The sequence below is a fragment of the Varibaculum sp. genome, assembly GCF_008661855.1.
Classification (GTDB): Bacteria; Actinomycetota; Actinomycetes; order Actinomycetales; family Actinomycetaceae; genus Varibaculum; species Varibaculum timonense_A.
In genome coordinates, this window is record NZ_RPZY01000024.1 from 1 (window position 1) to 15,672 (window position 15,672).

Below are 15,672 nucleotides of genomic sequence, written 5' to 3' on the forward strand. Positions count from 1 at the left end.
CCTACAACCAGGCTAGTTATTAGAAAACCAGCAACATTTCCAATAGCGGTGACCGGCGAAACCACGTGCGTGAACCCGAAAACAGCAAAACAGATAGCTGCAAATAATAGCCCAACAGCTACCAACACCAACCAGTTACGCACTCGCGCATTGTTCTTTCCCATACATGGCCTTTCCCCTTTTTACGTGTTCGTTCACTGATTATCCCATAACTTTCGTTACCGGAAAGAGAGGTAAACACTCATGGCTGATTTACCAAAACCCTGATAGCGCCGCTGATATTGAGGTGTATCTTGAAGGGGAAACGGTGTGGCTAACTCAAGCACAGATGGCAGAGTTGTTTCAGTCCTCAAAATCCAATCTCAGTGAGCATATAAAGCGTATCTTCGAAGAGGGTGAACTGGAGGAAGATTCAGTTGTTCGGAAATTCCGAACAACTGCCGCCGACGGCAAACGCTACTTGGTGACCCACTACAACCTAGACATGATTATTTCATTGGGATACCGGGTGAAATCGAAAACGGCAACGCAGTTTCGCAAGTGGGCAACCGAGCGGCTGAAAGAGTATTTGATCAAGGGCTTTGCTCTTGATGATCAGCGGTTGAAAAACTTCGGTGGCGGCTCCTATTGGCGTGAGCTGTTGGAGCGTATTCGTGACATTCGTTCTTCAGAAAAGGTCATGTACCGGCAAGTTCTTGACCTATATGCCACGAGTATTGACTATGACCCGCGTAGTGCTGAGTCAAATGCATTTTTTAAGATGGTGCAAAACAAACTCCATTACGCCACGCATGGGCACACGGCTGGGCATTAGCCCCACAATTCGGGCGTTAGCCCAGACTGTGAGTGGGTGATCGGTCGCTGCGCTCCCTGCGACCCTTCTTCGCTCGGATCAGAAATGTGAAAGCCAGCTTTCACATTTCTGATCCTCACTCAGAGCGGGTAGTAGCACCTGCGGTGCCTACCCTCCTCGTTCGTCGAATAAGCAAAAAGAGCAAGCTCTTTTCGCTTGCTCTCCTCACTTCGAGCGGGTGACGAGAATCGAACTCGCCTCTACAGCTTGGGAAGCTGTCGTTCTACCGATGAACTACACCCGCGTTGGCATCTAGCCGCCTTTAGAGTATAACCAGTAGCGGCGCTCCACTCAAAACGAGCGGTTAAAGTAAGAATAAAGACCGGAAACGATGAGCTAAGCGGCAAGCTTGGGCTCATCAATCCCTGGGAGGGATGAATGACTTTCGTAGTAGCGCTAGCGGCCATTTGCGATAGCAAACTACTCTGTGCGCAGCGTTCCTACCCCGAAAAACTACGCGGCAAATGGGAGCTACCGGGCGGGAAAGTGCGTGAGGGTGAGGAACCGGTAGCGGCATTGGTGCGGGAAATAAAAGAGGAACTCGATTGGGAGATTCCTCCTGCTGGGCTGAAACAAATCTTGCCCGGCCCACTCCCGTCGGGAAACTGGCCGCTACTAAAAGGCGTGCAAATGCGGGTAATGATTTACCATCCCCGCGAGCTACCTGCCCTGCAAGCAGGGGATTCGCACCTAAGTTTACAGTGGAGCCCGGCAGAAAAAGTAACGCAGCTAGACTGGTTAGAACCCGACTTACCCATCGCCGAAGCGTTAAGTCGTGTCCTGAAATAACCAGCCTAGCTGCGTCCTCAAAATAGATATCAAGCCACCGGAACTAAAACCCCAGCTAGCTTAGCGTTAGCTATCTTTTAGCCCCATGGCCTCAAACAACAGATAGATCGGGTGAACAGCGGGCTTGCCGCCGCCCTTCTCTAGCTGCCAGCGGCAAGTCTCGGTGTCTGAAACCACCAGGTCAGAGTTAGTGCTCTTAATCTTGTCAAAAGCGGTCTTGCCTACTGCCTGTGCAATATCGTATTTTTCCCGCTTCAAACCGTAGGTACCGGCAATCCCGCAGCAGGTGGCGCCTGATTCGTGAACCGTAAGCCCCGGAATCTTATCCAGCAGCTGCTTGCCTGGGGTGCCAATCCCCGTGGATTTGAGCTGACAAGGCGCGTGATAGGTAACCGTGAGATCCATCGGCTCCAGGTTATCCAAATCCAGTTCGCCCCGGTCATACAAATCCAGCAGGAACTCTGAAATATCCCAGATGCGCCGGGAAACTTGCGTGAGCTCCTCATCTTGGACTCCCAGAATCTCGCGCGCCTCATGCTTGACCATGCCCACGCAGGAACCGGAAGACCCGATAATTGTCAGGTCATCTCCCGGAACACTCAAATCATGCGCCAGCTTGCGAATCAGCTTCTTCGCCCCGTCATAGAGACCGTTAGACTGTTGCGCCAATCCGCAACAACCATGAGGCGGTACCAGAACCTCATATCCCAGGTGCTCGAGAATCTGCACTGAACGAATCGAGGTAGTAGTTTCAAAGAATTCCCCTGCACAACCATGGAAGAACACTACCTTGCCCTTAGTGGGAGCCGGAGCGGTGCGGGTATGCTTCTTGAACCATTTTTCAAAACTGAACCCGTCGGCTACCGGCATTGGCGCTTCATGGTGAATCCCGAAAGTCTTCTCTACAATCTGACGAATCGGTTTTTGCCGGAGCGCCCAGTTCGCCAGCGGCGCCACCGGGGTCATCGCCTTGCCCATAAACATAGTGTTAGAGATCAGTACGTCACGCAGCGGGCGACCATTTTGCTGCTTCATCGCGGCGCGAGCAACGTTGTTGAGTTCAGCAACCTTCACGCCCTGCGGACAGACCAAGGTACAAGTCCCGCAGCTGGAGCAGTAATCAATAGTGTGATCAACCGACATTCCCTTGCGGAAACGCTCCGCCTGCGGTCCTACATATTTTGGTCCCGGAAAAAGGGGAGTGACCGCTGCTACCGGGCATTGAGTTTCACAAATCGTGCATTTGACGCAAGCATCTAAACTGGCGCGCATTAACGGATTAAACTCGGGTTTATTACGTAAATCCTTAGTCATTGGTATCCCCCAAAATCGTCTCACAAGCCCTAAAAGCGGAAGCTAAAGCAATGCCGTCGCCGGACTTTTCCCGCCAACGAGTGGCTCCCGCGAGCAAACCGCCAGCGGCATAAAGGTTCTGATATAGCGGATTCCCGGAGGCGTCCAGTACTCGCATCTGCGAATCGACCTCAACCCCCACTTCGAACAGGGGCTGGTCTGGCCCCCAATAGTCCTCGTGTACCAGCGGTCCGCTCGGGATTGCGAGCGGTAAATTAAAGGCGCGTTCAGACACATTCCAGTAAGAATCTACCTTTAAAGTACCGGATTCAAAGCCGCCACCAGCGTAGATGAAGTGGTTAGCTTTAAGGGTGGTCTCTGAACCGGCAGAATCAAAGGTCACGGATTCAACCCGGCCATCACTAACGTTTAGCCCCGTCACTTCACTGCCGATAATGTAGCGTACTCCCAGGTCTCGTACCATTTGGGTGAGAGTCTCATTGATACGCATTCCCGGAATCGAGGGCGGAAGAATCGGGATTTCAAATACCTCATGTCCCAGGCGGCGAGAGATGTCCTTCCAGGCGCTATGATTCTTCAAACCCAACACCGCGGGGAAACCAACTACCTCCCCGTCTTTCAAATAGCGTTTAACCTGGTCACAGAATTTGGCGCGGAAATCTTCGGTGTCGAGGGCGCGCGCGAAGTTCAAACCGGAAGTGTCGGCTTCGCCCGGGCGTACCGGGATATCTATCCAGATATGGCGAGCCGAAACCTTACCCCCGCCGGGAATCTCTTCCTTTTCCAGATTTTCAGCTACCAATTGGGGATAAAAATCCTTGAGGCGGCGCAGTCCCACGATTACGTACCTCTTTCCGTCCTCGGGAGCGCCCGCCAGCATTGACGGTTGGGATAGGCAGGTGGGACGCCAAGCACCCAGACAGGTAGGCAAGAATACGTTCTTATCAGGGCTGCCGGTCAGCAAATCTGCCCCTAGCTGCTCTTTCAGCCAGTTAGCAGAATCGGTTACTGCCTGCGAGCCCAGTTTCCCGTAAGGGTGGGACTGGGGTAACTTTTCGATCACCGCGAGAGGATTATCTACCCGCTCTGAACCGTATCCATACAGGTCAATAGTGCCTTGACCGAGCTGGATGCCCCCAATCCCCTTGGTTATTAAATCAACTTCCCGCCCCGCCTTAAGCAGCCGAAGCGCAGCGCTAAGACCGGAAAGACCAGCCCCGATTACTACTACGTCTCTCACGCTAGTGCCTCCTTTACGGCTTCACGTTCATGTTTATCGCGTTCTTGCTCGACCGGATTGAGAGCAACCTCGCTCAGTTGGCCTTTGCCAGGTGCATGCTCCAAGTCGAAAATGCCCTGCATAATCCAGTTATCTAGGGCGGCTTCGCGAGCAGATTCTCCGAAAAGAATCGGTTTAATTCCAATCCAACGATTCTTCATAAATAGGGAAATCATGTTGGTTGCCCGCTCAACCGAGGCTGCGCCCTGCTCATTAACGATGCCGGCGCAACGCATGGAGCAGAATCCGCCTTGGCACGGTCCCATCCCAATGCGCAGTTGCCGGCGCAGGTCATCGAGAGAGGCATTCGGGAATTCCTGAATGGTTTCTTCCACCATTCGCCGGGATACCAGTTCGCATTCGCAAATAATCTGATCCTTGTTCCAATGCTGTTCTCGCGCCTCTAATCGGTCAGTCAGCCGATGTTGCCGGGAGTTCTCTTGCTCGGGAACCGCTTCCTGGGCGGTGCGACAAGCACGCTCATCCTTCATAAGGTCGCACATAATGTTTACGGTGCGTTCGGCCATCAAGCGACAGGTAGTTAGTTTGCCACCCGCCACGGTAAGCATTCCCTTGACTCCATCGCGTTCTTCATGATCCATAACTGACATTCCGCGGGACATATGGCGCGAATCCGTAGCTGCCACCCGGTTGTCTTTAACCAGTGGGCGAGCCCCTACCCATACGTGCAGAGGACGAGAATGGCGGAATCCCGGCAAGAGGGCGTCCCCGGCATCTAGCATTTGCTGGACTTCCTGGTCTTTTATTTGTAGGAAGTCTGCGCTGGGTGCTACCTGGTCGGTGGTGCCGATAATCGCCACCTGATGGGCAGGAACAATCAAGTCCCCGTCAGAAGGATAGATACAACGGTTAATTACGTGTTGGCAGATGCGGTGATTCATAGCAATCATAATCCCGGCACCCGGAACCACGTTCACATCATGGCAACCGGCCAGAGCGGCGATTTCACCTGCCCAGGGGCCGCCACAGTTAATAACAAACTTGCAGTCTATTACTACTTCTTCGCCGCCGTGCTTGTGGTCTTCGCATTTTACGGCACTGACTGCCCCATTGGTAACTTCAATACCGGTAACCCAGTGGTAGGGGAGGATTTTGGCGCCATATTCTTTAGCGGAGTGGGCAAATCCCCAAACCATTTTCCAGCCATCAATGGTTCCATCTTCTACCACGAATGCTCTTTTTAACTTGGGGTCAAGGCGAGGTTCTCGTTTCAAGGCTTCGGCAGACGAAATCTCGTAGGCGGGAACTTTGGTTTTATTAGCGCATTCTAGGAAAATATCCGCGTGCTCTTCGCTATCTTTCGAGGTAGTAACGAACAGTCCGCCAGTATCTTCAATTGAATGGGGGACTATGGTGCGTAAAACGGTATTCTCTTGTGCGCATTCAGTAGCAGATTCGGGATCTGACTTTACGTAGCGTCCTCCGGAATGGAGTAAACCGTGGAACCTGGCGGTAGTGCCCTGGGCTAAATCCACCCTGTCTACCAGTGCAGCTTTGAATCCTCGCATAGCCACGTCGCGTACAACGGCGCTCCCGGTGGCTCCGCCACCAATCACCACCACATCGACTTCTAGTTTTCTCACCCTATGCCTCCAGAAATGACCGTGGCTTCGCTGCCACGCTTCAAATGATTGCCTCAGATTTCTTCCTGCGACTTTTTCAGCGTATATCGCGAGCATTTTTCTTTCCCGGATAGTGCTCAGTTTGCACATATTCACGCGCGCGCTTCGGGCAGGTACACGTCCTCTCAAAAACCTGCACCTTAGTTTTCAAGTTTTCCAGGGGTATAGGAAGTGAGAATACGGCAGAATCCAAACAGCTAACCGCCCTGCGATAAACTAAAACCATGCTTTTATCTGACCGCGATATCTCCCGGCTATGCGCATCCGGGAAAGTCGAAATTGATCCTTATGATTCGGCAATGATTCAGCCAGCCTCTATTGATGTGCGTCTGGATCGCTATTTCCGTCTATTTGATAACCACAAATACTCGGTAATCGACCCGGCTCTGCCCCAAGACGACCTCACCCACCTGGTGGATGTGGGCGGTGATGACCCATTCGTGCTCCACCCGGGAGAATTTGTACTCGGCTCTACTCTTGAACGGGTTCATTTACCAGATGATGTGGCCGCCCGCCTAGAGGGCAAATCATCCCTAGGACGCCTGGGGTTGCTGACCCATTCCACTGCCGGATTTATCGACCCTGGCTTTAACGGTCACGTCACCTTGGAGCTATCGAACACTGCCACGATGCCGATTTTGCTTTACCCAGGGATGAAAATCGGTCAGCTCTGTTTCTTCCAACTATCCTCACCTGCAGAAATACCCTACGGGTCAGCTGAACGTGGTTCTCGCTACCAGGGGCAGCGCGGACCGACTGCCTCACGCTCCTACCTGCGATTTGACCGTACCCAAGTGCCGGAGATGGAAAACGGCAGTGAGTGATAATCCCCTTACCGATACCTCTACCTTTGCGCGGGTTGAGACCGGTAAAATCCCTGCGCTACGGGTAACCAAGCAAGGGGTACAGTCACAAAACCAAGTGGCAGCGATTAACCCAGGTGCATCGTTGATGCTCAGCCAGGGAGCGCTTCCGACAACTGAATTTACCGAGGTGGGGTGCAGCCAGCTGGTAGTTTTTCCCGCTGGGGTTGGCGGTGAAGAAGTCGAAGCACTCGCGGTTTCTCTTTGGGAGGACGCAGCTTGGATTGCTCCCGGCAGGTTGCGTCTTAGCGGGCAGGCACAGCTGTGTGGTCCTTTCAGTTTGAATCAGGAAAATCGCAAAATTTTGCAGCTACCCTCCGGCTGTGGAATCGCGTTTCGTCTTGACTGTCCGCGCCAACGGGCAGGCGCTCTTGCCCCCGAGTTACAGGGAGCTGATTCCCTGACCGATGCTTTCGCTGCCAGTGAGCCGATTGGTTTGGAATATGAAGTACTCAGTGGTCTATTGGCAATTTGCCGCCGCCTCGGGGGAAGTTTGCGGATTGGGCCGGGTAATCGGGCGAAAGATTCTTCAGCCGAGCTACTTTCACCAGACCCGGATTCGGCGGTAAATCTAACGGTCTATTCGCCCTATTGGATAGAGATTGAACAGTTAAAGTCGCTGTTAAATCCAGTGTTGGGGGAGCTTAGCTTGGACGGGGAGCAGCTCAAAGAACCTACTCGCCGTGTCGAGCGAGCGAATCGGGAAGCTGAAGAACTGGTTAAAGCCCAACTGGGTGAGAAAGAACTCCAGCGGATAGCGGCAGAAGCAGCAGCTTTCGATAAGGAAGTTGGTTTTGATTTAAGAAACAGCGAAGCCTATGCCCTCTATGGTTCTGTGGGGAAGGGCGCAGATTTTTGCGTTGGTGTTCAAACCAGCCTGCAGCTACCCTCATCTTTGCGTTTCCATCCGCACCAGGGGCAGCCTTTTGCTAGCTACCAGCTACAATGGCTTAGTGAACCTATGGGGCGTAGACGTCTGAGCCGCATAGAACGGGTAGCGCGTCTAAAGGTAATTAATGCTTTTGAGGACGCGGCTCGCCTACTAGCACGCATTAGTGACGGTAGCGTAGTCGATGACGACTCATTCTTAATCACCTGGACTTAGAAACTTCTGCCTCATGGGGACTAGCGCCGACGTTTAAAGATAGCTTCCGGCATCATCCGGTGTCCAAGTAGCTGACAAACTAGCGAAATAATGCCTGATAGGACTAGACTTTAGCGGTAATTGTGCTAGCTGAGGTGTTAAATGTTTTCGAAAAATAAGGCAGCTTCCCCCGGTAACTCTTCGGAGGTTCTACAAGTACTGTCAGGTCTTTTAATGGTGTTGTTTGTGGCAGTAATGTCAGTAACCATCATCGGGACTGCGCTGCCAACTATGATGGCGGCGCTGCATGGCACTGAAGCTCAATACACCTGGATAGTTACTGCCATGATGCTGGCCTCTACGGTGGCAACCCCGGTTTCGGGAAAACTGGCAGATATGTATGACTCGAAGAAACTCTTGATGGGGGCAATCGGGCTGTTTACTTTAGGGTCTCTGCTTTCGGGGGCGGTTACCGAGGCTTGGCAACTGATTTTCACCCGCATTGTGCAGGGGTTAGGCATGGGGGCGATTATGTCGCTCACCCAAGTGGTCATGGCTTTGATTATTCCCCCGCGCGAGCGCGGACGCTATAACGGCTATATCGGGGCAGTCATGGCCATCTCCAATATCTCTGGTCCCTTGGTTGGAGGGTTTATTGTGGCTACCCCGTGGCTGGGTTGGCGCTGGTGTCTTTGGGTTTCGGTTCCGTTTTCCCTGGCTGCGATGGCGGTGCTATGGCGTTTTTTGAAAGTTCCGGCTGCGCAAATCTCGAAACCACGTATCGATTTTGTGGGGACTGGGCTGATAACTGCTGCCGTATCGACCTCTCTGATCTGGCTTTCCCTAGCTGGTAAAGCCTTTGAATTTAACTCTTGGCAAACCGGGGTGATGCTCGCCCTATCGGGGCTGTTTGTGGTGTTGTTTGTGCTTTGGGAGCTACATTTTCCAGAACCGGTGATACCAATGTGGATGTTTACCAAGCGCACCACCTTGCTGGCAATTCTGGGGTCAATCTCGGTAGGAACCGCACTTAATGCTCCTCCGCTGTTTTTTACCCAGTTCTTCCAAATCGCTAAAGGTATGAATCCGGCACTCGCGGGGATGGCGCTACTGCCGGGTATGGTCGGTACCTTTATCGCCTCCACTTTAATCGGGTTATTGGTTTCTCGAATAGGGCGCTGGAAACGGTTTGTGGTCGGCGGTTTCGTAGTGATGTGTGTGGGGATTTTCTTTATCACCCTGATTGATAAAAACAGCCCCTACTGGTTTAGTGCCCTAGGAATGTTCCTGCTGGGGGCTGGACAAGGTGCCAGTATGCAAAACCTGGTGCTCGCGGTACAAAACGGAGTGAAACTGCGCGATATGGGGGCAGCAACCTCCACGGTTACTTTCTGTCGCTCTATGGGAGGGGCAATTGGGATACAAATCTGCGGTTTCGTATTTACCTGGGAGATTGCTAATCGGGTAGCTGTCGGGATGGCGAAGCTGGGTGACAAATCATCCGCGATAGCCAACCTATCTACCCTGGAGTTAGATAAACTCAATGCAGCTCAACAACAGGTTGTCCGCGATGCCTATGCGAATGCTTTGGGGGATATTTTTGTGCCGCTGCTGGTACTTTCCCTGATAGGTCTGGTTTGTGTATCCTTAATGAAAGGGAGCGAGCTGATTTCTGAATACGCCGAGAATACCCAAAATCACCAGGCAAGCGAGAAAGAACGCGAGTTAGTGCGCCGCGCCCTCGAAAAAGATAACGTAAGCCACGAGCTGTCTAGGTGGGGACGCAATAAAGTTCGTAAGACCTCTAAAAACAGTACTCCTGATTCAGATTCGGCAGGTAGTAAAACTCAAGGCGAGGGCGAGGCAGATTTACAAGCGTAAGAGCCTCATGAGGTAAGTTTAGAGATAATAAACAAGCAGGAAAGGTAAATAATGGATATTGGGTGGAAAGCAGCAAGCGCCGTGAGCCTGGCAGGAGCCGGACTGGTAGCTAACCTGGTTATTAACTCTGCATGGAAACTGGTTACCGGACATAAGCCGCCCCAGGACGGCGAAGAGGCTGCTCAAGCCTCTCTGCTGGAAGTCGTTATTTTTGCTGCTATCTCGGGAGTAGCGGTTACCTTGATTCAACGTGCAGCTATGCGGCGGGCAAACAGCTGGTACGGAGGACGCGATAAAGATCCTTTAGAGCTCGGCAACTAGGGTTTAACTAACTGGGGCGAAAGTCAGTAATGCTCACCTTTTAAGGGGAAACCCTACTGGTGATAGGCTTCTACCTGACAGTAACGACAGGGGAGCCGAAAGGCTGAGAGTGTCCCAGGGGACAGACCCTCGCACCTGAACCAGGTAATGCTGGCGCAGGGAGTCGAGTCTCTTACTTGCATAGGCAAGTCCCCTCCTAATTGAATGGAGGGAGAACCATGCGCAAACTAGCGCAATTTGCATCAGTACTGGCAGCCGGGGCACTTGCTCTGGGATTAAGTGGCTGCGGGAGTGAAAAAAACTCTAGCGAAGCTAAAAGTGATAGCGGCACTGTAACTATTGTTACCAATGGTAGCTGGACGCTGGGTAAAGAGGCATTAGCCAAAGCAAAAGCGGCAACTGGACAAGATATTAAGCTATTAAATGGTGAGGAGTCCGGAACGCTTGATTCCAAACTGATTTTGCGGAAAGATTCACCGCTCGGGGATATGGCAGTTGGTCTAACTGCCAATAACATTGTGAAAGTTGCGAAAGCAGGGGTAATAGCGCCCAATAAGGTGAAAGTTCCCGCTTCAGCAGAAAAATACCTGGTTAAACAGGCTGATGGAGCGCTTCCATTAGACCGCTCCGATGTGTGCGCCAACTACGATATTGACTATTTCAAGACCCACAACTTAAAAGTTCCTCAAAACTATGATGAACTACTAAAACCTGAATATAAGGGATTGACGGTGGTAGAAAATCCCGCCAAATCTGACACCGGGTTGGGGATGCTGCTGGCAACCGTACAACAAAAAGGAGCCGATGGCTTCCTGCAATACTGGAAGAACCTGGTAGCTAATGGAGCTAAAGCCGTAAACACCTGGGACGAAGCCTATAATCAAGAATTCACCCAGGGGGAGGGCAAAGGTAAATACCCAATTGTCATGTCCTATTCTTCTTCTCCCTACTGGTCCGTATCTGAGGACGGTAAATCTGCTCCGACTGCCAATATCGAGGGAACCTGTTACCCGGCAGTCGAATACGGGGCAGTGCTAAAAGGAGCGAAGAACGCTTCGGGAGCTGAAAAAGTATTGACCTGGCTATATAGTCAGGAAGGTCAGAATGCTATTATGACCGAAAATATCACCTATCCCATTGATGAACAGGTAAAACTAGATCCGAAGCTAGAAAAGTTCGCCCCCCGTCCCCACAATGAGCAGCAATTAGATGTGCTGGAAGTTGAACGTAACCGTGCTGAATGGATTCGCCAGGTACAGGCGGTACTAGGATAGCGGATTGTCGATAAAACCCAGTACCTTATCGGTCACGCCAGGACGAGCAATGCTCGTCCTGGCGACCGTTATTCCCGCCCTATTTTTGGCGTTTTGCTTCTTCTATCCGGTACTGGCACTCCTATGGTTGGGGGTTGGTCAGGCGGAAGAAAGTGGCTACCTCACAACCTGGTGGCGGGTAATCTCGGATTCGCTCACTTGGCGAGCCATCGCTGACACCCTGTTTATGGCGATAGGGGGAACTGTAATCTCGGTGCTGGTCGGATTACCTCTTTCCTGGGTGCTTTATTGTCTTGATTTTCCTTTTAGAACCATTCTGCGGGCACTGGTAACTATCCCATTTGTCCTGCCCACTATCGGGGTTGCGGCAGCCTTTAAAGCTTTGCTCTCTGAGGGAGGCTGGATAGCGTTCTTAGAGCTGGACGGCACTAAAGGAGCCGTTATCTTAGCGATGGTCTTTTACAACGTTTCTCTGATAGTGCGCACTGTGGGGCCCGTGTGGGCACGTCTTACTGGACGCGCCCCGCAAGCAGCCCGCACTCTGGGAGCGAGCCCAACTAGAGCATTTTTTACCGTAACTTTTCCGCAACTACTAGGGGCAATCGCCTCCGGAGCCTCCCTGGTGTTTCTTTACTGCTGCTCGTCCTATTCGCTGGTAATGATACTGGGAGGTATCGGAGTATCGACTTTGGAGAGCCAAATCTATCAAACAACCTCAATTGATTTAGATTTAGCTTCCGCAGCGGTATTAGCCATGTTGCAGGTAATCATGGTGGTGCTGGCGCTGAGTGTTTCCCAGTATTTCCAAAACAAGGCTCGCACTAACACAAGACTTAAAACTGTTGAAAATGTTCGCACCGCAAAAGGGTGGCACTATTTCGCAATTGCCGGAGCTGTCGCGGTGATAATGCTGCTGATAGTCATGCCCATGGCTCAAGTAATTACCCGTTCATTCCGTCGTCGCGGACAGTGGACATTGCAAAACTATCTCGACCTTACGCGCGCCGATGCCTCCATTTTGATAGAACAACCGGTAATCAATTCTCTGGGGGTTTCACTGCGGACGGCATTCATCGGGGCAATAGTATCCACCCTGCTAGGAGCTTTAGTGGCAGCCGTAACCAGTCGCTACTACCGCAACCAGCATCTGCAAAAAGCAGCCGAGATATTCGACTCGCTAAATATGCTGCCCCTGGGGGTTTCCAGTGTAGTTATTGGTTTAGGTTTCCTTATTACCTTGGCAGCTCCCCCTTGGGATTTGGCAGAAAGCCCCTTCCTATTACCGATAGCGCAAGCCCTGGGAGCCTCACCGCTGGTTATCCGGCTAATGCGTCCTATTTTGCAAACCGTAAATCCCCGCCTGCGAGAAGCCGCCGCCACCTTGGGGGCGCGACCTTTGCGTGTTTTCTTAACTATTGATGGTCCCTATATTTGGAGTGCCCTGGTAGTAGCTTTCGGTTTTGCTTTCGCGGTATGTTTTGGCGAGTTCGGGGCGGCATCTTTCTTGGTACTTCCCGAATCTTTAACCTTGCCGGTGATGATTTATAAACTTTCCGGCAGTGCTGGACCAGCCGAAAACGGAATGGCAATGGCGGCAGCGGTCATTCTGTGTCTGACCTGTTCGGCAATAATGAGCGCGGTGGAGGCGCTGCGAAAGCGAAAAGTTGGTGAATACTGATGGACGGTTTAACTATTTCCCAAGCAAGAATCGAATATGGGCAGGTAGTGGCGGTAAAAGACGTTAGTCTAAGCGTCCCGCTTGGTACGGTTACGGCGCTACTGGGGTCTTCAGGATGCGGTAAATCCTCACTGCTGCGCGCGATTGCGGGCTTAGAACCTTTGGCTGGGGGCAGTATTTTGTGGCGAGGACGCAACCTGGCGCAAGTGGCGGTACACAAACGTCACTTCGGGATGATGTTTCAAGATGGGCAGCTTTTCCCCAATCGCAATGTTTACGGAAATGTAGCCTATGGGCTGTCGCAGCTTCCCAAAGCCCAAAGGCGCAGGAAAGTTCGAGAATTGCTGGAAACTGTAGGGCTTGCGGGGTATGAGGATCGGGATATTGATACTCTTTCGGGGGGACAGGCACAAAGAGTGGCTTTGGCGCGTTGCCTAGCTGCCCAGCCAGAACTGTTGTTGCTTGATGAACCCTTGTCTGCCCTAGATAGAGCCCTGCGTGAGGAACTTTTGATAGTTTTGCGCCAAATAATTGGTGACCTGAAACTAACGGTTATCTATGTAACCCATGATCAAGATGAAGCGTTTTCGCTGGCTGACCAAATCGTAATCATGGACAAAGGGCAGGTTCTAGTTTCCAATGCCTCCGAACAAATTTGGACACACCCGGGCTCTAAAGTAGCCGCCTCTTTCCTGGGATACCGCCCGTTTTTAAGCCCGGCAGCAGCAAAAGATTTCGGGATTGAAATCGAGGACGGCACAGAGCTTGGTTTAGCCCCCGGGGCTTTAAGGATGGGTACTGATGGGCAGGGGATAGCGGCTAGAGCCAATAATTTGCGGGTAAGACGCGGAAAGTATTTTGCGGAAGTAACTTGGCGTCACGGAAACGAAGAATACAGCGGACAGGCAGAGGCGGGATTGGAGATGCAGCTATCTAAAAAACAAGCCCATCAAGAGGTGGCTCTACAGATTTACCGCGATGGAACCTGTGTAGTACCGCTAGTGTCCTGAGCGACTTGACCGGTACACAAGGCAGATATTTTCGGGTCAGCAATCGCGCTAGTTACCGTGATAGCGCTGGTAGCCTTGGAATCTTCCAGGCATTTGCTGATGTAGTCTTTCGCGGGTTTTCCCCGTTCAATCTGCCCGGTATCAATAACCCGGACAATCTTTTCTGCGCCCTCTAATTTGCAGGAAACACGAGAAAAGTTCACCTGGTAGGAACTGCCAGAACCATCTACATTACTGACCCGGATACAGGAATCAACCGGGAAGGTTAGACCTGGTTCTGCTGAGGTAATCGGATTCGCAGCGCCTTTAGCTATTGAATAGTTTTCCTGGGAGTGCACTCCCCAAGACCGTAATCCCTGGGGGCTGAGGGTGCGTATTTGTTTAGTGTCTTTTATGGGTTCTAGACGAGAATTCTCGGAGATTTCCTGACTCCATAGCTCAATACCATCGGCGGTAGAAACTGCCTTTAACTGCCCGTTTTCGGTGGTGTAAAGCAAAATGTCTTGATGTATTCGCAAATCTTTAACATTTTCACCAAAAGACCAGAGTTGCGCACCATTTTTGCGGGAATAGCATTCCAATTCTTTGTTGCTCGCAATATATAGGGCATTTGGGGTCTGTAAAATTTGGCTGCCGGTCTGAAGCTTCATCTCGCTATCGTTAAAAACCGCTCGTAGGGATCGAAGTGTCGTCCAATCCATTCTAAAGAGCTTTCCGCCCTTTTGTACCATCTCTGTCAAGTGACCCGAGTTGTCAGCTGGGACGGTTGTTCCCTCGGGTAGGATGCTGACATGACCGCGTTGAGGCTGAATAAAGAAGGAACGGACACAACCGTCCTTAGGGCTGAGTGCCCAGGCGGTATCGTCAGCATTTCGGATGATTCTTCCGGGGCTTGCCACTTGAATCTGATTAGTTTCCGGGTCTACCAGGTAATTGATTCCTTTGTGACCGATAACCCAAAGTGTTTGCGAGAAAGTTTCAAAACTTTCGGGAGCCTCTCGCGTAGGGTTGCCATCGAGACTACATCCGCCAACATCAGGTTGGAACTGCGGGTCAGAGGGCTTTTGGGAAAGTAGACCCTCGGTTAATTGTTCACCTTGCTCAGATAGACGCAGCAGAGAAAGATCGTCACCAACCAACACTATTTGAGTGCCTTCGGTGGCGATATTTACGTAATAGTCGCTAGATTCCCAAATCCACTTGGCAGTACCCATTTTTAAATCAACCATGGCGATACCGGAACCATTTCCAGAGCGGTAAAGACAGGGTAGGAAACGATTATCTCCTGATTTTCCTCCGATGGGTTGGCGGGCACAGGCAGTTAAGGGGGCGTTCAAATCAACTGACCAGCTAGAAGTGCCGTTTTCTGCCAGTTGTACAATGGCTCCACTGCCAGTTTTGGTAACCCCAGCCATAACGCGGTATTCACCGTAAGTTACGGGTTCTAGTGGGGTTTGCTGACCAAGGAGGGGAACAAAGGTGCTGATTCCATAGGCATTGGCTTGAAAGTCTTCCTCTAATGCCGGTTTCGTTTTGAAATAACCGGTAGCAGCCGCCTGGCGAGCAGAATAACGGAACCACAAAAAAGCTGCTCCACTGATGATTGCCACTAGCATCAGAGTAAGAATCGTTACGACTAGCCGAAACAGTCTACGTTTTATGCGCCCAGAGCTAGCCACCCAA

General features: G+C 51.6%; 13 protein-coding genes, 1 tRNA gene and 1 riboswitch. Of the genes, 9 read left to right on the forward strand and 5 right to left on the reverse strand.

Features of this window, described 5'->3' with window-relative positions:
• Window positions 1-307 precede the first annotated feature (307 nt).
• Window positions 308-814, forward strand: a complete 507-nt coding sequence (gene rhuM / locus QZT94_RS02930) for a RhuM family protein (RefSeq protein WP_296773153.1) — start codon at window positions 308-310, stop codon at window positions 812-814.
• 212 nt (window positions 815-1,026) lie between these two features.
• Here the strand turns inward: rhuM and QZT94_RS02935 are convergent.
• Window positions 1,027-1,097, reverse strand: a tRNA-Gly gene (locus QZT94_RS02935).
• 134 nt (window positions 1,098-1,231) lie between these two features.
• Between QZT94_RS02935 and QZT94_RS02940 the strand changes: the two genes are divergently transcribed.
• Complete coding sequence (locus QZT94_RS02940; RefSeq protein WP_296762790.1) at window positions 1,232-1,642, forward strand: NUDIX domain-containing protein; 411 nt, start codon at window positions 1,232-1,234, stop codon at window positions 1,640-1,642.
• A 66-nt stretch (window positions 1,643-1,708) separates the two neighbouring features.
• On the opposite strand, the gene QZT94_RS02945 is transcribed toward QZT94_RS02940, so the two are convergent.
• The 3 genes from QZT94_RS02945 to glpA are packed head-to-tail and all read right to left on the reverse strand — an operon-like array spanning window position 1,709 to window position 5,839.
• The gene (locus QZT94_RS02945) at window positions 1,709-2,956 is read right to left on the reverse strand and encodes an anaerobic glycerol-3-phosphate dehydrogenase subunit C (protein ID WP_296762792.1); all 1,248 of its coding nucleotides are present in this window, start codon (window positions 2,954-2,956) and stop codon (window positions 1,709-1,711) included.
• Window positions 2,949-4,196, reverse strand: coding sequence for a glycerol-3-phosphate dehydrogenase subunit GlpB (gene glpB / locus QZT94_RS02950; RefSeq protein WP_296762794.1), 1,248 nt, complete (start codon window positions 4,194-4,196; stop codon window positions 2,949-2,951). Before glpB ends, QZT94_RS02945 begins: the two co-directional genes overlap by 8 nt.
• On the reverse strand, window positions 4,193-5,839 hold the full coding sequence (gene glpA / locus QZT94_RS02955; RefSeq protein WP_296762796.1) for an anaerobic glycerol-3-phosphate dehydrogenase subunit GlpA: 1,647 nt from the start codon (window positions 5,837-5,839) through the stop codon (window positions 4,193-4,195). Before glpA ends, glpB begins: the two co-directional genes overlap by 4 nt.
• Before the next feature lie 263 nt (window positions 5,840-6,102).
• Between glpA and dcd the strand changes: the two genes are divergently transcribed.
• From dcd to QZT94_RS02990, 7 genes are all read left to right on the forward strand, one after another.
• Window positions 6,103-6,702, forward strand: a complete 600-nt coding sequence (gene dcd, locus QZT94_RS02960) for a dCTP deaminase (protein ID WP_270624955.1) — start codon at window positions 6,103-6,105, stop codon at window positions 6,700-6,702.
• Window positions 6,695-7,846, forward strand: a complete 1,152-nt coding sequence (locus QZT94_RS02965) for a hypothetical protein (protein ID WP_072510100.1) — start codon at window positions 6,695-6,697, stop codon at window positions 7,844-7,846. The genes dcd and QZT94_RS02965 overlap by 8 nt, the downstream gene beginning before the upstream one ends.
• Window positions 7,847-7,987: 141 nt before the next feature.
• On the forward strand, window positions 7,988-9,706 hold the full coding sequence (locus tag QZT94_RS02970) for an MDR family MFS transporter (protein WP_296762800.1): 1,719 nt from the start codon (window positions 7,988-7,990) through the stop codon (window positions 9,704-9,706).
• Between the two features lie 51 nt (window positions 9,707-9,757).
• The gene (locus tag QZT94_RS02975; RefSeq protein ID WP_296762802.1) at window positions 9,758-10,027 is read left to right on the forward strand and encodes a DUF4235 domain-containing protein; all 270 of its coding nucleotides are present in this window, start codon (window positions 9,758-9,760) and stop codon (window positions 10,025-10,027) included.
• Window positions 10,028-10,105: 78 nt separating this feature from the next.
• Window positions 10,106-10,206, forward strand: a riboswitch (TPP riboswitch).
• A gap of 39 nt (window positions 10,207-10,245) precedes the next feature.
• Complete coding sequence (locus QZT94_RS02980) at window positions 10,246-11,301, forward strand: thiamine ABC transporter substrate-binding protein (RefSeq protein ID WP_296762804.1); 1,056 nt, start codon at window positions 10,246-10,248, stop codon at window positions 11,299-11,301.
• A gap of 4 nt (window positions 11,302-11,305) precedes the next feature.
• A complete protein-coding gene (locus QZT94_RS02985; protein ID WP_296762806.1) occupies window positions 11,306-12,979 on the forward strand; it encodes an iron ABC transporter permease in 1,674 nt (557 codons plus the stop codon).
• Window positions 12,979-13,989 carry an ABC transporter ATP-binding protein gene (locus tag QZT94_RS02990; RefSeq protein ID WP_296762808.1) on the forward strand — a complete coding sequence of 337 codons (1,011 nt, stop codon included), beginning with the start codon at window positions 12,979-12,981 and terminating at the stop codon, window positions 13,987-13,989. The genes QZT94_RS02985 and QZT94_RS02990 overlap by 1 nt, the downstream gene beginning before the upstream one ends.
• Here QZT94_RS02990 and QZT94_RS02995 read toward each other — a convergent pair.
• Window positions 13,950-15,668 carry a PQQ-binding-like beta-propeller repeat protein gene (locus QZT94_RS02995; protein ID WP_296762810.1) on the reverse strand — a complete coding sequence of 573 codons (1,719 nt, stop codon included), beginning with the start codon at window positions 15,666-15,668 and terminating at the stop codon, window positions 13,950-13,952. The genes QZT94_RS02990 and QZT94_RS02995 overlap by 40 nt on opposite strands.
• Window positions 15,669-15,672 lie beyond the last annotated feature (4 nt).